The sequence below is a fragment of the Pseudomonas sp. FSL R10-0056 genome (assembly GCF_009600105.1).
GTDB classification, from domain to species: domain Bacteria; phylum Pseudomonadota; class Gammaproteobacteria; order Pseudomonadales; family Pseudomonadaceae; genus Aquipseudomonas; species Aquipseudomonas bubulae.
The window spans coordinates 35,773-58,985 of sequence record NZ_WIWL01000174.1; the positions used below are offsets into that span (position 1 = coordinate 35,773).

Genomic DNA, 23,213 nt, shown 5'->3' on the forward strand with positions numbered 1-23,213 from the left:
TCGGCTACGGCCTCTGATCATCGGGTGCCACGCCTACATCGCACAGAGATAGAAACGACATAACTCGACGAATTCCAGCCACGGCGAAACCTGGAATTAACGTCTTCACTTAAATTCAAACCGGTAACAGCAAAAACGTAAACAGTCCTGCAAGGATTGCAGGCTCCTTATAAAAAGGATATTTCCCATGCAACCGATCACACTTTATATTTTTATCCACAACGATGTCCCGCACCGCGCCATCAACACATTGGGGCGTGCATACTTCAAAGAGTTTACCGACGAAATCACGGCAATTACAAAACGATCTTTTATATTCAAGGACATACGTAACGTGCAGGGCATGACTGACTTCAACTATAAAAGTCAGTCCATAGACGATGTTCTTCATCGATGGGAGTTGGCGGCCATCCGATACAAAAACCAACACGGGCTAAAGTGGGGTAAAACCGAACGCTACATTCTGGTTACGCACTCCCCGCTCAACGAAACCACCCTGGGCTGCGCTTACCCCGGACAACCCGCCGTCATTGCCAGCCTTAAACACTATCAAGTGATCGCCCATGAAGTAGGCCACAGTTTCAATGCATCCCACAACAATGCATCACTCGGCCACAATCCATGGGGAAGCGTGTGTGAAACGTTCATGTTTCCCAACGCTTCAACTTTTCGAAGTAATTGTTACCGTTTCACGCCGGAAAACAGAGACAACATAAGAGCATTCTTAAGTGATGCCCCCTAAGACCGGAGTCTCTAACAGACTTACCAGTCATCACCTGAATGAAGACTAAAAATGCAACCGATCAATATATATACATTTGTTCATGACACTGTTCTTCAGAAAAACGATCGCCACCTAAAATATTTATTTTTCGATATTTTTACGCCCCAGCTATCAAAGATGACTGGCCGTTCGGTTAACGTTGTATTTCTGCGGAATATTCCCGACATCACAAATTTTGACTACCTGTCCTTCTCAGATAACCGTCTGGATATTGAGCCAGTTATTGAAGCGCTGAGCACGGCCATTAAAGCCGTCTTTGCTGCATACATGGCTGAACATCGGCGGGCCGGAAAACCTGCCGATTTATACCTGATCCTGATTGATGGACTCCTCATGCCCTCGTTGGGGGTGGAGGGCCTGGCTATTCCAGAGGCCAACATCGCAATCGCCACAACACTTGGACGAACGGTGGTGGCCCATGAAATAGGGCACTGCCTCGGCGCTACCCATGAGGATGTTGCCTTGTATCGTGAGCCCGAACGTAATGATCCTTCTCACTGTGCAACCTTTATGGCAACGGGCCGCGAGGAGGGTGCTTGCTCTATCTTCAGCTTTAGCAGTGAAAATTACGCCAACATAAAGCAGCACCTAAAAAAAGCCCCTTAAAACCCGTAACAAAAAACCCATTCACTCCGGTTGAGTTCCACTTTCCAGCTTGCGCCACAACAACCGTACGTTGGCCTTGCGTACCAGGGCACAGCGGTACAGGCGAATCTCCAGCGGCACATGCCATTGCGGGCCACCGCACACCACCAGCTCGCCCCGCGCCAGCTCGGCACGCACGCTCAAATGCGGCACCCAGGCGATGCCCAACCCTTCGAGCGCCATGCTTTTAAGGCTATCGGCCATCGCGGTCTCATAAATAGTGGTAAAGCGCAGGCTGCGCTGGCGCAGCAGCAAATTCACCGAGCGGCCCAGAAATGCGCCAGCGCTATAGGCCAGCAATGGCACGCTGACATCGCCTTCCAGATCGAAAAGCGGCTTGCCGTCGGCATCGGCAGCACATACCGGGAGCATTTCGGTATTACCCAGGTGCAAGGACGGGAAAATTTCAGGATCCATCTGCAAGGCCGCATCCGGATCGTAAAAAGCCAGCATCAAATCGCAGCCACCTTCGCGCAAAGCATGCACCGCGTCTCCGACGTTAGTCGCAACCAGTCGTGTCGCGATGTTCAGCCCTTCATTGCGCAACTGGGCGATCCAGCGCGGGAAAAAACCCAGGGCCAGGGAGTGAGCGGCAGCCACTTGCATGACCTCACCCTGCCCGCCTTCGAGGTGATGAAGGTGACGCAGCACCTCACCCAACTGTTCGACGACCGTACGTGCGGTAACCAAAAACAGCTGACCGGCCGCAGTCAACTCCACCGGGGTGCGGGAACGATTCACCAAGGTCAGCCCAAGCGCCGCTTCAAGGCTGCGAATTCGCCGACTAAAGGCCGGCTGAGTGACGAAACGGCGCTCTGCTGCCTGGGAAAAACTGCGGGTAGCAGCCAGGGCACTGAAGTCCTCTAACCATTTACTTTCGAGATTCATCGAGTCCTCCCGGACGCGCACCAAAATGGGTCACACGCTCGACGCGCCTGCCGCGTCACGTCGCTATTATGCCGTTTATGCATAGGTTAGTGTTTAAAGGCATTGGCCCAAAATAGTCTGCAGGCCTAGGATTCGCAGCGTTCCGGCCCAGACCGGGTTCATATCGAGATGATTTCTATCATGTCCTCCGCTGCATCTTTCCGTACCGAAAAAGACCTGCTTGGCGTACTCGAAGTACCCGCTCAAGCGTATTACGGCATCCAGACCCTGCGAGCGGTGAACAACTTCCGTCTCTCCGGCGTTCCGATCTCGCATTACCCGAAGCTGGTTGTGGGCCTGGCCATGGTTAAACAGGCCGCTGCTGACGCCAACCGCGAGTTGGGTCATCTGAGCGACGCCAAGCACGCTGCCATCAGCGAAGCGTGTGCACGTCTGATCCGCGGCGATTTCCACGAAGAGTTCGTGGTGGACATGATTCAAGGCGGCGCTGGCACTTCAACCAACATGAATGCCAACGAAGTGATCGCCAACATCGCGCTGGAGGCCATGGGCCATCAGAAAGGCGAATACCAATACCTGCACCCGAACAACGACGTCAACATGGCGCAGTCGACCAACGACGCCTACCCGACGGCCATTCGTCTGGGCCTGTTGTTGGGTCACGACGCGCTGCTGGCCAGCCTCGACAGCCTGATCCAGTCGTTTGCAGCCAAAGGCGCCGAGTTCAGCCACGTCCTGAAAATGGGCCGTACCCAGCTGCAAGACGCCGTGCCAATGACCCTGGGTCAAGAGTTCCGCGCTTTCGCCACTACATTGAGTGAAGACCTGGCTCGCCTGAAAACCCTGGCACCAGAGCTGCTGACTGAAGTGAACCTGGGTGGCACCGCCATCGGTACCGGCATCAACGCCGACCCGCGTTACCAGATGCTGGCCGTGAACCGCCTGGCCACCATCAGCGGTCACCCGCTGGTACCGGCGGCCGACCTGATCGAAGCCACCTCCGACATGGGCGCCTTCGTACTGTTCTCCGGCATGCTCAAGCGTACCGCGGTCAAGCTGTCGAAGATCTGCAACGACTTGCGCCTGCTGTCCAGCGGCCCACGTACCGGCATCAACGAAATCAACCTGCCAGCACGTCAGCCAGGCAGTTCGATCATGCCAGGCAAGGTCAACCCGGTTATCCCGGAAGCCGTGAACCAAGTGGCATTCCAGATCATCGGTAACGACCTGGCCCTGACCATCGCTGCCGAAGGTGGCCAGCTGCAACTGAACGTTATGGAGCCGCTGATCGCGTTCAAGATCTTCGACTCGATTCGTCTGCTGCAACGCGCCATGGACATGCTGCGCGAACACTGCATCACCGGCATCACGGCCAACGAAGCGCGCTGCCGTGAACTGGTCGAGCACTCGATTGGTCTGGTGACTGCACTTAACCCGTACATCGGTTATGAAAACGCCACCCGTATCGCCCGTATCGCTCTTGAAAGCGGCCGCGGCGTACTGGAACTGGTGCGCGAAGAAGGCTTGCTCGACGACGCCATGCTCGACGACATCCTGCGCCCGGAAAACATGATTGCTCCGCGTCTGGTGCCACTCAAGGCCTGATGCTGTAACACGCTCAACGCTCACCAGGTCGAGGGACTAGACACCTCTCACCTTTTGAGGGCTTGCAGATACGTCTGCAGGCCCTTTTTTTTGGCCCTGGGATTTTGAAACCCCTCCCCCCTCTCCCAGAGGGAGAGAAGACTAAAGGCAAAAGCAGATCAGATTAACGCCACAAATCGAGCCCTTTGACCCTCAGGGAGAGGGCTGGGGTGAGGGCAATTTGACAATAAACAAAGCCATATCGGACAACTCACACATGAAAATTCAGTCACTTATGCAGACGCTTCCTGCGCTCCTAGGTATAGTGCCGCCCCTCTTCCTGTGCCCGGCCCCAGCACCAGCGGCCATCGTCAGCACGGAAACAGCATCGTAAACCAAGCAGCAACATGGCCAGGGTCACATTGATCGCCTACGTTTATGCCTTGCTCAAGCAGGTGTAACGCGATATTTCGATCCGGCCGTGTTGCCATCAGATAAAAACAGCGAGGAATAATCCATGCTTGAAGTCATCAATGACTTCCTCTCAGGGAAAGTGCTAATCGTGCTCATGGTCGGGCTCGGTGGCTACTTCACGATCCGCTCGCGTTTCGTTCAGTTTCGTTACTTTCTGCACATGTTTTCGGTTTTCAAGGACAGCCTGCGCAGCAGCGCCGGTGAGCTGAGCTCATTTCAGGCATTGATGCTGAGCCTGGCCGGCCGTGTCGGCGCGGGCAACATTGCCGGCGTCGGTATTGCCGTTACCCTGGGTGGCCCCGGTGCCGTGTTCTGGATGTGGGTGACCGCCCTGGTCGGCATGTCCAGCAGCTTGATCGAATGCTCCCTGGGCCAGCTGTACAAGCGTCGTGATTCGGAAGGCCAACTGCGCGGCGGCCCGTCCTTCTATATGAAGTACGGCCTGGGCAAAGTGTGGATGGGCAAACTGATGGCCGTGCTGTTGCTGATCACCTTCGGTTTTGCCTTCATGGGCCTGCAAGCCCATGCCGTGACCCACTCGCTGCAAGACGCCTTCGGCTTCAAGGTCAACTACTCGGGGCTGGCCATCGCCATCCTGCTGGGCCTGGTGTTTATCGGCGGGATCAAGCGTATCGCTTCGGTAGCCGACCTGCTGGTACCGGTCAAGACCCTGGCCTATATTGCGGTCACCCTGTATGTGATCGTACTGCAGTTCGACCACGTACCCGCCATGCTGGGCCATATCGTCAAGAGCGCCTTCGGCCTGGACCCTGTGTTCGGTGGCCTGATCGGCAGTGCAATCGTGATGGGCGTCAAACGTGGCGTCTTCGCCAACGAAGCCGGTCTGGGCAGCGCCCCGAACGTGGCTGCCGTGGCCGATGTTGAGCACCCGATCGCCCAAGGCGTGGTGCAGGCATTCAGCGTATTCCTCGACACCTTTGTGATCTGCACCTGTACGGCTTTGCTGATTCTGTTGTCGGGCTTCTACACCCCAGGTTTTGAAGGCGACGGCATTGCCCTGACCCAGAACTCCCTGGCAGCCGTGGTCGGCGAATGGGGTCGTGTCTTTATCAGCATGGCCCTGGCGCTGTTCGTATTCACCTCGATGCTCTACAACTACTACCTGGGCGAGAACAACCTGCGCTTTTTGGTTGGAGAGAGCCGCAAAGCACTGATGGGTTATCGCGCACTGGTGCTGGTGCTGATCTTTTGGGGGTCGATCGAAAACCTGCAAACGGTTTTCGCTTTCGCCGACATTGCCATGACCATGCTCGCCTTCGTTAACCTGGTTGCGCTGGCGATGCTGTTCAAGATCTGCATGCGCGTGCTCAAGGACTACGATGACCAGCGCCGCGCGGGGATCAAGACACCTGTCTTCGATTCCAGTAAATTCCCGGATCTGGATCTCGATCTAAAGGCCTGGCCGCCAAAGCCGGCCGCCCAGGTCGACGAAACAAAACGCTGATACTTGACGCGGCGGTTCTCCAGAACCGCCGCGTTTTTGCTTATGGAGACTCAATAATGACCGCAGCCACTCATCACACCTGCCAACACGTCATGGTGCTCTACACCGGCGGCACCATCGGCATGCAGGCCAGCGCCAGCGGTCTGGCACCAGCCTCGGGTTTTGAGGCACGCATGCGCGAGCACCTGGCCAGCCAACCGCAGCTGCAAGTACCGCAATGGGCCTTTCGCGAAATGAGCCCGCTGATCGACAGCGCCAACATGACGCCTGCCTACTGGCTACGCCTGCGCAGCGCGATCATCGAAGCGGTCGAGCAGGATGGCTGCGATGCTGTACTGGTCCTGCATGGCACTGACACGCTGGCCTACAGCGCTGCGGCGATGTGCTTTCAACTGCTGGGCTTGCCTGCACCGGTACTCTTCACCGGCTCCATGCTGCCAGCGGGCGTACCTGACAGCGATGCCTGGGAAAACATCAGCGGTGCCTTGCAGGCGCTGGGCCAGGGCCAGCCTAACGGCGTGCAGTTGTACTTCCACGGCAAGCTGATGGCTCCAACTCGCTGCGCCAAAGTGCGCAGCTTTGGCCGTAACCCGTTTGTGACGCTGACACGCAACGGCGGCGGAGCCAAAGCCAGCACCCTCCCGGCAGAACTGGCCTACAGCTACCCCAAACACCAGGCCAGCGTAGGCGTGCTGCCACTGGTGCCAGGGATTGGCGCCGCCCAGCTCGATGCCTTGCTCAACAGCGGGATCGAAGCCCTGGTACTGGAGTGTTTCGGCAGTGGCACCGGCCCTGGCGACAACCCGGACTTTCTCGCCAGTCTGCAACGGGCACAGGAAAATGGCATTGTGATCGTGGCCATTACCCAATGCCATGAAGGCGGTGTAGAACTGGACGTGTACGAAGCTGGCAGCCGCTTGCGTGAGGCGGGTGTGCTGTCAGGTGGCGGAATGACCCGCGAGGCCGTGTTCGGCAAACTGCATGCCTTGCTTGGCGCTGACCTGCCGCTGGCCGAGGTGCGCCGCCTGATCGAACTGGATGTGTGCGGGGAGCTGGCCTAAAAGCCCATAACCCGGCCTATGTAGCCGCTCTAGCAGGCTGTGATGGACTGTGCACCAGACCCGCCTTGATTGAAGGTCCTTCGGCCCTTATCGCAGCCTGCGGCAGCGGCTACAGGTTCGGTGTACATCCCCCGGCACACAACTTGCTCGCTTCCTGCACCTCCCAGGCAGGAAACGAGCATGCTCCACTCCCATCTCACAACGCTCAACGCCGTATCCCTGGTGCTCAGCACCTTCAACGCAGAAGGCTTGCCCAGCGAGATGCTGCTGGCCGGCAGCGGCATTCGGGCGGCGGACCTGAGCCGTGCAGACACTCGCATCACCACCAATCAGGAAATGCGCGTGTGCGCCAATGCCGTGGCTCTGCGCCGCGAAATCGGCCTTGAACTAGGGCGACGCATGCATGTGTCGTCCTACGGCATACTCGGTTACGCCCTACTCACCAGTGCCACCTTAGGTGACGCATTGCGTCTAGCTTTACGCTACCCGGCGCTGCTGGGAACACTTTTTGAGCTGAGCCTGGAGGTCGAGGGCGAACAGGTCCGGTTCTGTGCCAATGGCTATGCCGAGAGCCCGCAAATGGCGGTGTTCAATACCGAGCTATGCCTGGTTTCGCTCAAGGTTATATGCGAAGACTTGCTAGGCCAATCGCTGCCGCTATTGGGTGCACGCTTTATCCACAGCGCACCCGACTACCACGCCAGCTACGGGCAAAGCTTCGATTGCCCGCGTCAGTTCGATGCCGACAGCAATGCTTTCGCCTTCGCCAAGCGATGGCTCGACCAGCCTTTGCCACTGGCCGATGCGGTGACCCATCAAGCGATGGCCGAGCGTTGCCGCAAACAGAATCTGGAGTTCACCGGGAGACAAACCTGGCTGGAACGCATCCGCCAGTTGCTGGCCGCACAACTGCATGCAGCCCCCGGCCTCGAAGGGCTGGCCGAGCACATGAACTGCTCGCCGCGCACCCTGCGCCGCCACTTGCACGATATGGGTTGCAGCTACCAGACGCTGCTCGATGACCTGCGTTTTGAGCGCGCCAAGCTGCTGCTCAACGAAACCGAATGGCCCATTTACAAGATTGCCGAGACCCTGGGTTTCAGTGAAACCGCGAGCTTCCGCCATGCCTTCGTGCGCTGGAGCGGGGTTGCACCCAGCCAGTTCCGGGCCTGATTCAGAGGGGATGGGCAGGGGCCAATTACGGTCAACCATTTTGGCCACATACATCTCCTTTTGGCCGCTCCTGCCGTTCTCTCAAACCCCCGGCGCCGCAAGACTGTAGCCAACCGCTCATGCCCTGGGAGAACAAGACAATGCTGACGATCTATTCGGACGATCACCACCTGCATCATGGCCGCTGTGAGTTGATGGACGGGCAACTGTTGCCCTGCTTTGAAATGCCATCACGGGCCGACCATATTTTGCAACGTGTACAAACCCGTGAACTCGGCCCAGTGAGCGCCCCGCAAGACTTCGGCCGCGGGCCTATCGAGCGGATTCACAGTGCGGCCTACCTGGACTTTTTCCAGGGTGCCTGGGACCGCTGGGCCCAACATGGCCGCGACGGTGACTTGCTGCCTTATACCTGGCCTGCCCGTACTTTACGTGCCGTTCTGCCCACCAGCCTGCATGGCCAGCTTGGGTATTACAGCTTCGACGGCGGAGCGCCGATTACTGCGGGCACATGGCAAGCGGCTTACAGTGCAGCGCAAGTAGCCCTGACTGCCCAAGCCGAAATTCAAAACGGCGCCCACAGTGCTTTCGCACTTTGCCGGCCACCGGGGCATCACGCCGCCAGCGACTTGATGGGCGGTTACTGCTACCTGAATAACGCCGCCATAGCAGCCCAGGCCTTTCTCGATCAAGGCCACAGCAAGGTGGCTATCCTCGACGTTGATTACCATCACGGTAATGGTACGCAGTCGATTTTCTATGAACGTAACGACGTGCTGTTTACCTCGATTCACGGCCATCCTGAGGCCGAGTTTCCGTTCTTTCTGGGCTACGAAGACGAACTGGGGGAAGGGCCCGGGGAAGGCTTCAACTTCAACTACCCGCTGGCTGCGGGTTCGGCCTGGGATCGCTGGAGCGCGGCGCTGGAATTGGCCTGCGCTGAAATCGAGCGCTATGACGCTGGCGTAATCGTGGTTTCGCTGGGTGTGGATACATTCAAGAACGACCCGATTTCCCAATTCAAACTCGACAGCCCGGACTACCTGCGCATGGGTGAGCGTATTGCGCGGCTGGGCAAACCGACACTATTTGTGATGGAAGGTGGTTACGCCGTAGAGGAAATCGGCGTGAATGCGGTGAATGTGCTGGAGGGGTTTGAAAGCGCGCAATGATCAAGCCCTTCCTGTGGGAGCGGGCTTGCTCGCAATTCAGCCGGTGCGGTCTGTCTGAATTAATGCGGTGCCCCCCTCGCGAGCAAGCCCGCTCCCACAGGTTCAACGGCTGCCATTCCACACCTTGCCCAGCCGCTCCAGCGCCGCCTTGATCTCCACTTCGGGTACCGCTGCAAACCCCAACACCAATCCCGCGCGGTTATCCACAGGCTCACTCGAATCCTGTAACCAATAACTGCTCAGCCCGTTGATCTCCACGTCCACTGCCCGGGCCTGCGCCAGCAGTTGCTGCTCACGAGCCAAACTCGCCACCGGCACCGCCACATGCAAGCCCGCCGCGATACCCGGCATGGCCCCAACCTCCGCCAACCCCTGTGGCCAGTTGGCCAGCAACACATCACGGCGACTCAAAGCCGCGCGACGCATCCGCCGTATATGCCGCTGAAAATGCCCCGCCGCCATAAACTCGGCCATCACCGCCTGAGTGCCGACCTCCGAATGGCGCATATCCAGCGAGCGCCGGCGGGCAAACGGCTCGATCAGCCCCTTGGGCAGCACCAGATACCCCAGGCGCAACGCCGGAAACGCCACCTTGCCGAAGGTACCGACATAAATCACCCGCCCGCTGCGGTCCAGTGCTGCCAGCGGGGCCAGCGGCGCACCGCTATAGCGGTACTCGCCATCGTAGTCGTCTTCGACAATCCAGCCCTCTGTACGCTCGGCCCAGGCCAGCAGTTCCAGGCGCCGGGCCAGGCTCATGGTGACCCCGCTGGGGTATTGATGGGAGGGCGTGACATAGGCCAGCCGGCAGTTGCTCAAATGCGCCAGCGCCGAACAGTCCATACCGTCCTGATCCACCGCCACGCCCTGCACATTCGCCCCGGCAATCGCAAAGGCATAGGCAGCTGCGCGATAGCCGGGGTTTTCCACAGCCACCCCTTCGCCCGGCTCCACCAGCAGCTGTGCACAAAGGCTAATTCCTTGCTGCGCGCCACTGGTGATCAAAATTTGCTCAGCCGTACACGATAAACCTCGTGAAGTACGCAAATAAGCCGCAATCAATGCACGCAGACGCTCATCACCTGCAGGATCGCCGTAGCACAGGTGCTGCAACTCCGGCTTACGCCAAAAAGCCGCCTGCAGCTTGCTCCATACCTCGAAAGGGAATAAGTCGAACGCCGGAACACCCACCCGAAATGCGCGGGGAACACCACTGGGTGGCAGGTCCAATGCATGGGTTGCAACCCTGCTCAGAGCCGTGCTGTGGATAACTTTACTGGATGTAATTACAGGTATTTCAGGCTGTTTTGTGGATAACCCTGGGGATAAGCCTGTTGAAAAGCCTGTGGGTAAGTTGGTGGACAACTTTTTTAGCGGCAGGGCTTTTTCTGGCAATTTGGCGACATAGGTACCGTCCCCAACTCTCCCCTCAATAAATCCTTCGGCATACAACTGGTCATAGGCCCGCATCACACTATTGCGGGAAATCCCCAAGGCACCGGCCATGTCACGGCTGGCGGGCAAGCGCGAGCCGCCATTCAAACGACCATCCAGCACACGTTGGCGCAATGCCAGATACAGCTGGCGGCTCAGACCCTTTTTGGGATCAAGCTCGATCCCGGCGGGGTTGAAGGCGATGGAAAGAACTGAATCCTTCATGGATTGGACCTATGAAATTGACCATTAATGGCTCTTACAACCAACCAATAGCCTGCCTAGGATAAAGCCAATCGCCAAGGATAATTTCCATGTACGTACCCCGCGCCTTCGCCGTAGACGACATTAAAATCCTGCACCAGCAGATGCAGGCCTCCCCCCTGCCCGTGCTGGTCACACATGCCAGCCAGGGCCTGCTCGCCAGTCATGTGCCTATGCTGTTGAACCCCGACGAAGGCCCGTGCGGCACATTGTACGGGCACCTGGCCCGGGCCAATCCACACTGGCAGGACCTGGCCCAAGGCACGGAAGCACTGGTGATCTTTGCCGGCGAACAGGCCTATATCAGCCCTACCTTTTACCCAGGCAAGGCCGACCACGGAAAAGCCGTACCCACCTGGAATTACCTGGCCGTACACGCTTATGGCATGGCCGAGGTGTTCGATGATGCCGAACGTTTGCTGGCACTGGTCAGCCGCCTGAGCGACAGGCATGAAGCCAATCGCCCCGCGCCCTGGGCTGTCAGCGACGCCCCCGCCGACTATGTCGACAGCATGCTCAAGGCCATTGTGGGCTTTCGCCTGCCTATCACCCGCCTGCAAGGCAAACGCAAACTCAGCCAGAACCGCGACGCCCGCGACCAGGCTGGTGTGCGCCAGGGCCTGCTGGCCAACCCCAACCCGCAAGACCACGCACTCGCTCATTTAATGGTTAAGGAATAACTGAAAATGGCTCAAATCCAGATCAAAACTGCCACCGCCACCGATCGCGAACAGTGGCTACCACTTTGGCAAGCTTACTTGCGCTTCTACAAAACCGAGCTATCCGACGAAATCAGCCAATCCACCTGGGCGCGTTTTCTCGACCCGGCAGAACCGACCACCCTGGCCCTGGCCTGGCAAGACGACAAAGCGGTGGGCATGGTGCAGTGCGTTTATCACCGCACCAACTGGAGCATCAAAGACGCCTGCTATCTTCAAGACCTGTTTGTCAGTCCCGATGTGCGCGGCAAGGGGGTGGGTCGTCAGTTAATCGAGCATGTATACGCAGCCGCCCGCGCCAAGGACTGCTGCAAAGTGCATTGGCTCACCCAGGAAACCAACGCCACGGCTATTCAGTTGTATGAGCGCATTGGCGAGCGCCCCGGCTTTATCCAGTTTCGCAAAACCTTGTCATAAATAAGGAACGCGCAATGCCCGACTCTCTAGAACGTTGGCTGGCGGCTAAAACCCCGGATACCCGCACCCTCGAAGGGCGATTCATTCGTCTGGAAAAGCTCGACCCCGAACGTCATGGCGATGAACTATGGCTAGCCTTACAAGGGCCGCAGGCCGATCCCAAGCTGTGGGACTACCTGCCCTACGGTCCATTTAACGAGCGTCCGACCTTTGACGCTTGGCTGCAAAAGCATGCCGATAGCCGTGATCCACATTTCTATGCCGTTATCGACAAGCCCAGCGGTGAGGCACAAGGCTTGCTTAGCCTGATGTGCATCGTCCCGGAGCACGGGCGTATCGAGATCGGCCACGTCGCCTTTGGCGCACCCATGCAACGCTCACCGAAAAGCACGGAGGCGGTCTACCTGCTCGCCAAGGAAGCCTTCGCCCTGGGCAACCGGCGTCTGGAATGGAAGTGCAACAACGATAACGCAAGATCGAAGCGTACTGCAGTACGATTGGGGTACACATACGAAGGCGTTTTCCGCCACCATATGGTGGTTAAAGGCAAAAACCGTGATACCACGTGGTACAGCATTATTAGTACGGAATGGCCCCCACTAGCGGCAGGGTTCGAAAAATGGCTGGCATTGGATAACCAACCAGAAAGCGGCCAAATAAAGACCCTGGAAGAATGCAGAGCCACAGCTGTATAAAATTTGATCAATACGCCCAGCAAGGACTGCTGGGCGTTTTTGTGCTTGGAATAAACACATTTGCGCTACGCGACCGCTTGATACCCCTGTTGCACAGGGAGAAGCGCAAACACTCGTAGCAGCGCGATGCACCTGAAACACCATGGCTCAGCGACTTATGTCTAACGCCTCGTACGGGCACACCACACCTCGCCCTACTTGCTAGGCGCTACAGGCGCTTTTCCAGCCTTGTCGTCGCCAGATTCCTTGAATCGAACCTGCGAAAAAGCCTCAATTCAAGAGCAAAAAAAAGGGGAGCACATGCCCCCCCGAGGTTTAAAGCGTTTACATCAAAGACAGTATCAGGCTTCGATTTCGATCAGAATTTCGCCCGGATTAACGCGATCACCCTTGATTACATGGATGGTGACGATTTTGCCTGCGATGCCGGCCTGGACTTCAGTTTCCATTTTCATCGCTTCGGTGATCAGTACCGACTGACCCGCCTTGACCACATCGCCTACAGCGACCAGTACATCAACGATGTTGCCCGGCATTGCCGTGCTCACATGGCCTGGCTCGCTGGCCTGCTTGCGCTTGCTTGAGGTGCCACCAACAAATTCGTTGAGGGGTTCGAACACCACCTCTTCCGGCATGCCATCGATGGACAGGTAGAAGTGACGCTTGCCTTCAGCCTTGACGCCCACACCGGTTATGTCAACGCGATAGCTCTCACCGTGCACGTCGATCACGAACTCGGTCGGCACGCCCTCACCGCTCGCCTTGGTGACACCGCCAGCCTCAGGGATAGGCAGCAGCACTTCTGGGGTCAGAGTGCCTGCAGCGCGCTCCTCAAGGAACTTGCGACCGATATCCGGGAACATGGCGAAGGTCAGTACGTCTTCTTCCGACTGGGCCAGGGCACCAATTTCAGCACGCAGCTTGACCATTTCGGGCTTTAGCAGGTCCGCAGGGCGTACGTCGATCAGCTCTTCGTTGCCAATGGCCTGACGACGCAGTTGCTCGTTGACCACGCCCGGCGCCTTGCCGTAGCCGCCTTGCAGGTAGAGCTTCACTTCGTTGGTGATGGTTTTGTAACGCTCACCCGCCAATACGTTGAAGAATGCCTGAGTACCCACAATTTGCGACGTCGGTGTCACCAGCGGCGGGTAACCGAGGTCTTCACGCACACGCGGGATTTCGGCCAGCACTTCGCTCATGCGGTTCAGCGCACCCTGCTCTTTGAGCTGGTTGGCAAGGTTGGAAATCATCCCGCCCGGCACCTGGTTAACCTGAACACGGGTATCTACAGCGGTGAATTCGCTTTCAAACTGGTGATACTTCTTACGCACTGCGTAGAAGTACATGCCGATTTCCTGCAACAGCGACAGATCGAGACCGGTGTCGTATTCACTGCCTTTGAGCGCGGCAACCATCGACTCGGTGCCCGGGTGGCTGGTGCCCCACGCAAAGCTGGAGATCGCGGTATCAATGTGGTCTGCGCCATTCTCGATAGCCTTGAGCTGGCACATGGCAGCCAGACCGGCGGTGTCATGGGAGTGAATAAAGATCGGCAGAGTGATTTCGGCTTTCAGCGCCTTGACCAGTTCGCCCGTGGCGTACGGCGTCAGCAGGCCAGCCATGTCTTTGATGGCGACCGAGTCGCAGCCCATGGCTTCCATCTGCTTGGCCTGCGCCACAAACGCCTCGGTGGTATGTACCGGACTGGTGGTATAGGCGATGGTGCCCTGGGCATGCTTGCCGGCAGCTTTGACCGCCTCGATGGCCACACGCAGGTTACGCACGTCGTTCATGGCGTCGAAGATGCGGAACACGTCGATGCCGTTGACTGCTGCTTTGGCGACGAAGGCTTTGACCACGTCGTCGCTGTAATGGCGATAGCCCAGCAGGTTCTGGCCGCGCAGCAACATTTGCAGACGCGTGTTGGGCAAGGCGGCACGCAGTTGGCGCAGACGCTCCCACGGATCTTCCTTGAGGAAACGCACGCAGGCATCAAAGGTCGCGCCGCCCCAGACTTCCAGGGACCAGTAGCCGACTTTGTCGAGCTTGTCGCAGATCGGCAGCATGTCTTCAGTGCGCATGCGGGTGGCCAGCAGCGACTGGTGGGCGTCACGCAGGATGGTGTCAGTTACGAAAATCTTCTTGCTCATTATTCTTTTCCTCACAGGCCTGCGTGGGCGGCGATGGCGGCAGCGATGGCCAGGGCCAACTCTTCGGGTTTGCGCTTGATCGAGTAGTTGGTCAGCTCAGGGTGGCTTTCTACGAAGCTGGTGTTGAACTGGCCACTACGGAATTCCGGGTTACGCAGGATTTCCTGGTAATACGCGGCGGTGGTTTTGACCCCTTGCAGACGCATGTCGTCGAGGGCGCGCAAACCACGGTCCATTGCTTCTTCCCAGGTCAGGGCCCACACCACCAGTTTCAGACACATAGAGTCGTAATACGGCGGGATGGTATAGCCGGTGTAGATCGCCGTGTCGGTACGTACACCGGGGCCGCCGGGCGCGTAGTAACGGGTGATCTTGCCGAAACTGGGCAGGAAGTTGTTTTTCGGGTCTTCGGCGTTGATCCGGAACTGCAGGGCAAAGCCGCGATGCTGCACGTCTTCCTGCTTGATCGAGAGCGGCAGGCCAGAGGCGATACGAATCTGTTCACGAACAATGTCGATGCCGGTAATTTCTTCGGTGATGGTGTGCTCCACCTGCACCCGAGTGTTCATCTCCATGAAGTACACCTCGCCCTCGGCGAGCAGGAACTCCACGGTACCGGCGTTCTCGTAACCCACGGCCTTGGCTGCGCGCACAGACAGGTCGCCGATATAGGCACGCTGTTCCGGGGTCAGCTGCGGGCTCGGGGCGATTTCGATCAGCTTTTGGTTGCGACGCTGGATCGAGCAGTCGCGCTCAAACAGATGCACCACGTTGCCAAAGCTGTCGCCGAGAATTTGCGCTTCGATATGCTTGGGGTTGACGATGCATTTTTCGAGGAACACTTCGGCCGAACCAAAGGCCTTGGTCGCTTCCGAGATCACCCGCGGGAAGGCTTGCTCGAGTTCTTCACGGCTGTTGCAGCGACGAATGCCGCGACCGCCACCACCCGAGGTGGCCTTGAGCATCACCGGGTAGCCAATGCGTTCGCCTTCAATCAAGGCTTCGTGGATGTCGGCAACGTTGCCTTCAGTGCCCGGCGTGACCGGCACACCGGCCTTGATCATGCTGCGACGCGCTTCAGTCTTGTCGCCCATACGGCGAATGACTTCAGCGGCCGGACCGATGAACTTGATCCCGCGCTCGGCGCAGATATCAGCCAACTCAGCGTTTTCTGACAAAAAACCGTAACCGGGATGCAGAGCATCACAACCGGTTTCAACCGCCAGGTTCACCAGCTTGCGCGGATTCAAATAACCGGCCAGCGGGTCTTCGCCGATATTGTGTGCTTCGTCGGCGCGCTTGACGTGCAAGGCATGCCGATCAGCTTCGGAATAGACCGCTACAGAGCGAATCCCCATCTCGGCGCAGGCACGCACGATGCGGACGGCGATTTCTCCGCGGTTGGCGATCAGGATCTTTTTTATCACTTGGATTTTCCCTAAAGCCCATGGAACAAACGACCTGCTAGACCAGGTCGGCACGTGTCCAAATGTGTCTGAACCGTTGTGTCGTCACACTAGACCCACGCAGTGATAAACAAAAATCAATAATTCTTGGGTTGTGCATAAGTAACAACTTATAGTCAGATAACTTGTCGCTTCGGATAATTTTATAAAAATGCGTAAGTCATTGATGCGTATCACTTTTCGCCAATTACAGGTGTTTAACGAAGTCTGTGATTTGCGTTCTTACAGCCGCGCAGCAGAAGAAATGTCGCTGACGCAACCCGCCGTAAGTCTACAAATTCGTCAGCTTGAAGAGCTGGTTGGCCAACCATTGTTCGAGTACGTCGGCAAAAAGCTGTACATGACCGAAGCCGCTGAAGCGCTTCAGTTGGCCAGTCGGGATATTTTCGGCCGGCTGGAAAACCTCGACATGCAACTTTCCGACATGCTCGGGTCATTGCAAGGCCAGTTGAAACTGGCCGTAGAGTCGAGCGCGAAATATTTTGTGCCGCATCTGTTTGCGGCCTTCAAGCGCCAGCATCCGGAAGTCAATTTGCAACTGACGGTGGTCAACCGGGCGCAGGCCGTTCGTCGGCTGTCAGATAACCGCGATGATCTGGTGATCATGTCGATGGTGCCCCAGGACATGGGCCTGGAATTCTTGCCGTTTCTGAACAACCCGATTGTGGCCGTGGCTCCCGCTGATCATCCGTTGTGCAACCGGGGTCCGCTGCATTTGCAGGATCTGGAGCCTTATACCTTGCTGATGCGCGAGCAGGGTTCGGGCACGCGCATGGCGTGTGAGGAGTATTTCAAGGAAAAGCGCGTGCACTTCAATCAGACGCTGGAAGTGTCGTCCAACGAGTCGCAGCGCGAGTGCGCGGTAGCCGGGTTGGGCGTGGCGTTATTGACCCGCCACGCCGTCAGCCTGGAGCTGGCGACCGGCCTGCTGTGCGAACTGCCGGTCGAGGAGTTGCCGCTGTATCGCAGCTGGTGCGTGGTGCAGGCCAAGGCCAAGCGCCTGTCACCGGTAGCGCATGCATTTCTGGGGTTTATTCGCAGTGAGCGCCTGCAAATCAGCGCGTTGGTTGAGCGCTTCGACGGTCACTTGCCGACGCAGACTGCCAGTAGTTGATCGACCCGAGGTCAGGGTAATCAGAGGTTTCCAGACGCAGTTGGCGCTGGCTCGTATGGTCTTCAATCGCGCGACGGAAGGCCATGCGGCGCTGGTCTTCTTGCTGACGGCGGGTTTTGACGGCGCTATTGCGTTCTTCGTAAGGCTGAGCCATTTCGAGTCTCCCAAGGCGTGTACGGGAGCTTTACGATGCACCTTGTTTATGACGACTTGGCGAAGGTGGGATGACAGGGGGATGAACGCTGAATGTGAGCTCTGCGTGGGAGCGGGCTTGCTCGCGATTCAGGCGCTGCGGTGTGTCTGTCACACGGCGGCATTCCCTATCGCGAGCAAGCCCGCTCCCACAGAAGATGTTGTGCGCTTTTAATCTTCGTGGCTTTTCAGTGATTTAGGCGACAGGCGCAAGCTGCGCAGGCTGCGCTTGACGCTCTTGAGGTGGTTGACCAGGCTCGGGCCTCGGGCCATGGCAACACCCATTGCCAACACGTCAATCACTACCAGGTGGGCAATACGCGAGGTCAGCGGGGTATAGATTTCGGTGTCTTCATGCACATCGATCGCCAGATTGACGGTTGCCAGCTCCGCCAGCGGCGTCTGGCTCGGGCACAAGGTAATCAGGGTCGCGCCGCTTTCACGCACCAGGTTGGCGGTGATCAGCAAGTCTTTGGAACGGCCCGACTGGGAAATGCAGATCGCCACGTCGGTAGGCTTCAAGGTCACGGCCGACATCGCTTGCATATGCGGGTCGGAATAGGCCGCCGCGGTCAGCAACAGACGGAAAAACTTGTGCTGGGCATCCGCCGCAACCGCGCCCGAGGCACCAAACCCATAAAACTCGACACGCTGCGCTTGCGACATGGCCGTCACGGCACGCTGCAGCGCTATCGGATCGAGTTTCTCGCGCACGTCCATCAAGGTATGCAGCGTGGTGTCGAAAATTTTCAGGCTGTAGTCCGCTACCGAATCGTCTTCATGGATCGCGAACTGACCAAAACTGGCGCCGGCCGCCAGGCTTTGCGCCAGCTTGAGCTTCAGGTCCTGAAACCCGGAACAGCCTATCGCCCGGCAAAAACGCACGATGGTCGGCTCGCTGATTCCGACACTGTGGGCAAGGTCGGCCATGGAACTGTGCATTACAGCCGCAGGATCAAGCAGCACGTGATCGGCGACCTTGAGTTCCGATTTACGTAACAGGTGGCGTGACTGGGCAATATGTTGCAGCAGGTTCAAAGGGCAGGACTCGGTCTGTAAGCGGCGGGCGCCGGGGATGTAGCAATCTTGTAGTTATACTACAAGAATTCGTTTTCTGCCCAGCCAATACGCCATCAACTATCCAGTTATCTCCCTTGATTCAAGCCGCTTGAGGGCCATGTAGCCCTTTTTGGCACTACAAGACCACTACACCGTTACGCAGTAAATCGCTGAATTGCACTGCGTTTATCGGACGACTGATCAAATAGCCCTGCACTTCGTCGCACTGGCGAGTCTTGAGAAATGCCAGCTGCGCCTCGTTTTCAACGCCTTCTGCCACCACTTTAAGGCCCAGACTGTGGGCCATGGCAATAATTGCGAGGGTGATGGCCTCGTCTTCGCTGCAACGGCCCACGCCGTGAATAAACGTTTTATCGATTTTTACGTAATCCACCGCAAATCGCTTGAGGTAACTGAGCGATGAATAGCCGGTGCCAAAATCATCGATTGCCAGCTTCACCCCCAGTTCATGCAATTGCTGGAAGGTAGCGATGACGTATTCAACATTGTCGAGCAACTGGCTTTCTGTCAGTTCCAGTTCCAGGCAGTGCGGCGCCAGCCCGGTTTCTTCAAGTACCTGGCGCACCAGGCTGACCAGCTTGCCCTGGCGCAACTGATGCCCCGACAAGTTCACCGATACCCGTATTGGCGCCAGCCCTGCTCGTTGCCATTCACACGCTTGCCGGCAGGCTTCGCGCAGTACAAATTCACCGATGGCGCTGATCAGGCCGGTCTCTTCGGCAAGGACAATAAAGTTGCCTGGCGGCACATTACCCAGTTGCGGGTGATCCCAGCGCACCAACGCTTCGGCGGCGTGCAGACGCCCTGTGGCCAGGCACAGCTTGGGTTGATAGAACACGTTGAGCTGGCGTTCGCTAATGGCTTTGCGCAGTTGGTTTTCCAGCTGCAGCCGTTCAAGGGAGCTGCCATGCAGGCTGTCACTGTAGAACTGAAACCTGCCGCCGCCCAGGTGCTTGGCCTGCTGCATGGCCTTGTTGGCCTGATGGACCAGGCTGGCAATATCGCGCGCGCTGTCGGGCAACATGCTGATGCCCATTGACACACTGATGACCAGCTCATGGCCATCCACCACCAGCGGCCGACCGAGCTTGTCCAGCAGCCGGGTCGCGACCCGCGCCAGGCTGGTCAGGCTGTTATAGGCATCAAACAGCACTGCAAATTCATCACCCGACAGGCGCGCAATGGTGTCGGCCTCAGGCAAGGCCTTGGTGATGCGTTCGGCCATTTTTTGCAGCACATGGTCCGCCAGCTCATGCCCGAAATTGTCATTGAGCAATTTGAAACGATCGAGATTGATGTGCAGCAACGTCAGGTTGCACGAGCCCTGGCGTACACGCTGGCTAGCCTCCTCCAGGCGTTCCTTGAACAGAAGGCGGTTGGCCAGCCCGGTCAGCTCATCAAAACGGGTCAGGTGGCGCACCCGCGCTTCGCTCAAACGGCGCTGCTCGACCTCATAGGCAAGCTCGGTATTGAGTTGCTCACTACGGACATTCGCTTGCTGCAAATCTTCGCGCAAACCTTGATGCCGCAAGCGGCGCACCATGCGCCGTTGCCTGATCCGCTTGACCTGCCATCCCAGGCCGCCCGCCAGCAGGAAAAAACCGATGCCTATGCCGAAAAAAATACCCGGCGAATTTAAACTCTGAACCATCGGCGAAATTCTTATCAGTAGATGAGCCAAAAAGTCGCCCGAGCATACACAAGCAATGCCCGTGACCAAACGCACAGGCGCTATTAAATGGATGAAATCAGCCAGGCACATTTATTGTCCGGCTTTTAGACCGCTCGGCCCAAGGCGGCCACGCAGCTAGCAATGAAACACCAACAGCCCCTAAAATGCCCCGATGCGCGATGATCTCTCTCTCTTGTTAAATTCTCTCAACGATGCCCAACGTCAGGCCGTCACGGCCAGTGTCGGGCGTCAGTTGGTCCTGGCCGGCGCTGGTTCCGGCAAAACCCGTGTGCTGGTGCACCGTATCGCCTGGCTGATCCAGGTCGAAAACGCGTCCCCACACTCCGTGCTGTCGGTGACGTTCACCAACAAGGCCGCTGCCGAGATGCGCCACCGCATCGAGCAGTTGATGGGTATCAACCCGGCAGGCATGTGGGTCGGCACCTTCCACGGCCTGGCTCACCGTCTGCTGCGGGCTCACTGGCAAGAAGCCGGCCTTAGCCAGACATTCCAGATCCTCGACAGCGACGACCAGCAACGCCTGGTCAAGCGTGTGATCCGTGAGCTGGGGCTGGATGAACAACGCTGGCCCGTACGTCAGGCCCAGTGGTTTATCAACGGTCAAAAAGACGAAGGCCTTCGCCCCAAACATATCCAGGCCAGCGGCGACTTGTTCCTGGCCACCATGCGCAATATTTACGAGGCCTATGAGGTCGCGTGCCAACGCGCCGGTGTGATCGATTTTTCCGAGCTGCTGCTGCGTGCCCTTGATTTGTGGCGCGACAACCCGGGCTTGCTGGCGCATTACCAGAAACGCTTCCGGCACATCCTGGTAGACGAATTCCAGGATACCAACGCCGTGCAATATGCCTGGCTACGGTTGCTGGCCCAGGGCGGCGACAGCCTGATGGTGGTCGGTGATGACGACCAGTCGATCTACGGCTGGCGCGGCGCAAAAATCGAAAACATCTATCAGTACTCAACCGACTTCCCGGATGCCGAGACCATTCGTCTGGAGCAAAATTACCGCTCCACGGCGGGCATCCTCAAAGCGGCCAATGCCCTGATTGCCAACAACACCGGGCGCATGGGCAAAGAGCTGTGGACTGACGGCGGCGAAGGCGAAGCCATCAATCTGTACGCCGCGTTCAACGAACATGACGAAGCGCGCTACGTGGTCGAAACCATCGAAAGCGCTCTGAAAACCGGCATCGCCCATAGCGATATCGCCATCTTGTACCGTTCCAACGCCCAGTCGCGGGTGCTTGAAGAAGCCTTGCTGCGCGAGCGCATCCCTTACCGCATCTATGGCGGCCAGCGCTTCTTCGAACGCGCGGAAATCAAAAATGCCATGGCCTATATGCGCCTGCTCGAAGGTCGTGGCAATGATGCGGCGCTGGAGCGGGTGATTAACGTACCTGCCCGCGGCATTGGTGAAAAAACCGTCGAAGCCATTCGCGAACACGCACGTCACAGCGACGTGTCGATGTGGAAAGCAATGCGCCAGCTGATCGCCAATAAAGCCCTGCCGGGCCGTGCTTCGGGTGCCATTGCCGGCTTTATGGAACTGATCGAAAACCTCGCGGCAAAAGTCATGGACATGCCTCTGCATCTGATGACGCAAACCGTGATCGAGCAAAGCGGGCTGATTGCCTACCATCAGGCGGAAAAAGGCGAAAAAGGCCAGGCCCGGGTAGAAAACCTTGAGGAGCTGGTCAGCGCAGCACGCAACTTTGAGAACAATGACGAAGACGAAGAGCTGTCGCCATTGGCCGCCTTCCTCGGGCATGCCTCACTGGAGGCTGGCGATACCCAGGCCGAAGAACATGAAGACGGCATCCAACTGATGACGCTGCACAGCGCCAAAGGCCTGGAGTTCCCGTACGTGTTCCTGGTAGGCATGGAAGAAGGCCTGTTCCCGCACAAAATGAGCCTGGAAGAGCCCGGTCGCCTCGAAGAGGAACGACGCCTGGCCTACGTAGGCATTACCCGCGCCATGCAAAACCTGGTGATGACCTACGCAGAAACCCGACGCCTGTACGGCAGCGAAACCTACAATAAGGTTTCACGCTTCGTACGCGAAGTACCAAAAGGCCTGATCCAGGAAGTCAGACTGTCCAACAGTGTCAGTCGTCCTTTCGGCGGCGGTCAAAAGCAGAGCGCCAGCACCCTGTTTGGTGGTTCGGAGATTCCCGAAACCGAATTCAAACTCGGCCAGATGGTCAAGCATGCGGTCTTCGGCGAAGGCGTCATCCTCAATTTCGAGGGTGCAGGTGCCCAGGCACGGGTACAGGTCAACTTCAGCGAAGGCAGCAAATGGCTGATGATGGGCTACGCCAAACTTGAGGCGGTCTGACAGCAACCCGACAGCTTGGCGGGAATAAGGTAAGGCAAACCGCTGTGGGAGCGAGCCTGCTCGCGAAGAGAGCACATCAGTCAATATTATTGTTGGCTGATACACCGCTTTCGCGAGCAGGCTCGCTCCCACATGTTCTCCTACGCAAAATAAATCCTAGCCCTACAAACAAATAAGCAAAAGCCCGAAACACTTCACCGCTAGCCAGTCACAACTCATCTGTGCAACATGGCGCGCGTGATATCCACAAATGGGAACCCCTTATGAAACGTTTTCTTAGCATCGCCATGGCGTTGTGCATCGGCTTGACGATGAGCATCGACGCGAACGCCAAGCGCTTCGGTGGCGGCAAAAGCGCGGGTGCAGCGCCTAGCCACCAAACGCGTCAAGCTGCTCCAGCTGCAGCCC

19 protein-coding genes and 1 pseudogene are annotated in these 23,213 nt (G+C 57.7%); 13 read left to right on the forward strand and 7 right to left on the reverse strand.

The window, feature by feature from the left end:
* The first annotated feature begins 187 nt into the window (after positions 1-187).
* Together GHO42_RS11560 and GHO42_RS11565 are read left to right on the forward strand one after the other, a co-directional pair.
* A complete protein-coding gene (locus GHO42_RS11560; RefSeq protein WP_153327810.1) occupies positions 188-742 on the forward strand; it encodes a reprolysin-like metallopeptidase in 555 nt (184 codons plus the stop codon).
* Between the two features lie 51 nt (positions 743-793).
* On the forward strand, positions 794-1,390 hold the full coding sequence (locus tag GHO42_RS11565; RefSeq protein ID WP_153327812.1) for a hypothetical protein: 597 nt from the start codon (positions 794-796) through the stop codon (positions 1,388-1,390).
* 21 nt (positions 1,391-1,411) lie between these two features.
* Here GHO42_RS11565 and GHO42_RS11570 read toward each other — a convergent pair whose 3' ends face one another.
* Positions 1,412-2,317 (reverse strand): LysR substrate-binding domain-containing protein, encoded by a 906-nt coding sequence (locus tag GHO42_RS11570; protein WP_095017945.1) that lies wholly within the window; start codon positions 2,315-2,317, stop codon positions 1,412-1,414.
* A gap of 180 nt (positions 2,318-2,497) precedes the next feature.
* Between GHO42_RS11570 and aspA the strand changes: the two genes are divergently transcribed.
* The 5 genes from aspA to GHO42_RS11595 all read left to right on the forward strand — a co-directional run bounded on the left by aspA (position 2,498) and on the right by GHO42_RS11595 (position 9,246).
* Positions 2,498-3,922, forward strand: a complete 1,425-nt coding sequence (gene aspA, locus GHO42_RS11575; RefSeq protein ID WP_094999533.1) for an aspartate ammonia-lyase — start codon at positions 2,498-2,500, stop codon at positions 3,920-3,922.
* Between the two features lie 496 nt (positions 3,923-4,418).
* Entirely contained in the window at positions 4,419-5,840 is a 1,422-nt protein-coding gene (locus tag GHO42_RS11580; RefSeq protein WP_153327813.1) for a sodium:alanine symporter family protein, read from the forward strand.
* 56 nt (positions 5,841-5,896) lie between these two features.
* A complete protein-coding gene (locus GHO42_RS11585) occupies positions 5,897-6,901 on the forward strand; it encodes an asparaginase (RefSeq protein WP_130872236.1) in 1,005 nt (334 codons plus the stop codon).
* 180 nt (positions 6,902-7,081) lie between these two features.
* The gene (locus GHO42_RS11590; protein ID WP_094999536.1) at positions 7,082-8,074 is read left to right on the forward strand and encodes an AraC family transcriptional regulator; all 993 of its coding nucleotides are present in this window, start codon (positions 7,082-7,084) and stop codon (positions 8,072-8,074) included.
* 140 nt (positions 8,075-8,214) lie between these two features.
* The gene (locus GHO42_RS11595; protein ID WP_095020581.1) at positions 8,215-9,246 is read left to right on the forward strand and encodes a histone deacetylase family protein; all 1,032 of its coding nucleotides are present in this window, start codon (positions 8,215-8,217) and stop codon (positions 9,244-9,246) included.
* Positions 9,247-9,348: 102 nt separating this feature from the next.
* Here the strand turns inward: GHO42_RS11595 and GHO42_RS11600 are convergent, their stop codons facing one another.
* The gene (locus GHO42_RS11600) at positions 9,349-10,905 is read right to left on the reverse strand and encodes a PLP-dependent aminotransferase family protein (protein ID WP_153327816.1); all 1,557 of its coding nucleotides are present in this window, start codon (positions 10,903-10,905) and stop codon (positions 9,349-9,351) included.
* A gap of 89 nt (positions 10,906-10,994) precedes the next feature.
* On the opposite strand from GHO42_RS11600, the gene GHO42_RS11605 reads away from it, so the two are divergent.
* From GHO42_RS11605 to GHO42_RS11615, 3 genes are read left to right on the forward strand one after another with little or no spacing between them, the layout of a single operon-like run.
* Entirely contained in the window at positions 10,995-11,624 is a 630-nt protein-coding gene (locus tag GHO42_RS11605; protein WP_095017943.1) for an FMN-binding negative transcriptional regulator, read from the forward strand.
* A 6-nt stretch (positions 11,625-11,630) separates the two neighbouring features.
* On the forward strand, positions 11,631-12,080 hold the full coding sequence (locus GHO42_RS11610) for a GNAT family N-acetyltransferase (protein WP_094999540.1): 450 nt from the start codon (positions 11,631-11,633) through the stop codon (positions 12,078-12,080).
* A 14-nt stretch (positions 12,081-12,094) separates the two neighbouring features.
* Complete coding sequence (locus GHO42_RS11615; RefSeq protein ID WP_153327819.1) at positions 12,095-12,775, forward strand: GNAT family N-acetyltransferase; 681 nt, start codon at positions 12,095-12,097, stop codon at positions 12,773-12,775.
* A 341-nt stretch (positions 12,776-13,116) separates the two neighbouring features.
* Here the strand turns inward: GHO42_RS11615 and oadA are convergent, their stop codons facing one another.
* On the reverse strand, positions 13,117-14,925 hold the full coding sequence (gene oadA / locus GHO42_RS11620) for a sodium-extruding oxaloacetate decarboxylase subunit alpha (RefSeq protein WP_094999542.1): 1,809 nt from the start codon (positions 14,923-14,925) through the stop codon (positions 13,117-13,119).
* Positions 14,926-14,936: 11 nt separating this feature from the next.
* Positions 14,937-16,352: an acetyl-CoA carboxylase biotin carboxylase subunit gene (locus GHO42_RS11625; protein ID WP_016782925.1), complete on the reverse strand. Its 1,416-nt coding sequence runs from the start codon at positions 16,350-16,352 to the stop codon at positions 14,937-14,939.
* A 190-nt stretch (positions 16,353-16,542) separates the two neighbouring features.
* Between GHO42_RS11625 and GHO42_RS11630 the strand changes: the two genes are divergently transcribed.
* Positions 16,543-17,505, forward strand: coding sequence for a LysR family transcriptional regulator (locus GHO42_RS11630; protein ID WP_094999543.1), 963 nt, complete (start codon positions 16,543-16,545; stop codon positions 17,503-17,505).
* On the opposite strand, the gene GHO42_RS11635 is transcribed toward GHO42_RS11630, so the two are convergent.
* The 3 genes from GHO42_RS11635 to GHO42_RS11645 all read right to left on the reverse strand — a co-directional run bounded on the left by GHO42_RS11635 (position 17,447) and on the right by GHO42_RS11645 (position 20,428).
* Positions 17,447-17,659, reverse strand: coding sequence for a PA3496 family putative envelope integrity protein (locus GHO42_RS11635; RefSeq protein WP_094999544.1), 213 nt, complete (start codon positions 17,657-17,659; stop codon positions 17,447-17,449). The two genes, GHO42_RS11630 and GHO42_RS11635, sit on opposite strands and share 59 nt — an antisense overlap.
* 209 nt (positions 17,660-17,868) lie before the next feature.
* A complete protein-coding gene (gene hexR / locus GHO42_RS11640; RefSeq protein WP_094999545.1) occupies positions 17,869-18,735 on the reverse strand; it encodes a transcriptional regulator HexR in 867 nt (288 codons plus the stop codon).
* A gap of 157 nt (positions 18,736-18,892) precedes the next feature.
* Positions 18,893-20,428 carry a bifunctional diguanylate cyclase/phosphodiesterase gene (locus tag GHO42_RS11645; RefSeq protein WP_095024793.1) on the reverse strand — a complete coding sequence of 512 codons (1,536 nt, stop codon included), beginning with the start codon at positions 20,426-20,428 and terminating at the stop codon, positions 18,893-18,895.
* 193 nt (positions 20,429-20,621) lie between these two features.
* Between GHO42_RS11645 and uvrD the strand changes: the two genes are divergently transcribed.
* Both uvrD and GHO42_RS26085 read left to right on the forward strand, forming a co-directional pair.
* A complete protein-coding gene (gene uvrD / locus GHO42_RS11650; protein WP_153327821.1) occupies positions 20,622-22,805 on the forward strand; it encodes a DNA helicase II in 2,184 nt (727 codons plus the stop codon).
* Positions 22,806-23,068: 263 nt separating this feature from the next.
* Positions 23,069-23,213 (forward strand): annotated as a pseudogene (locus GHO42_RS26085) (hypothetical protein); the annotation flags it as partial.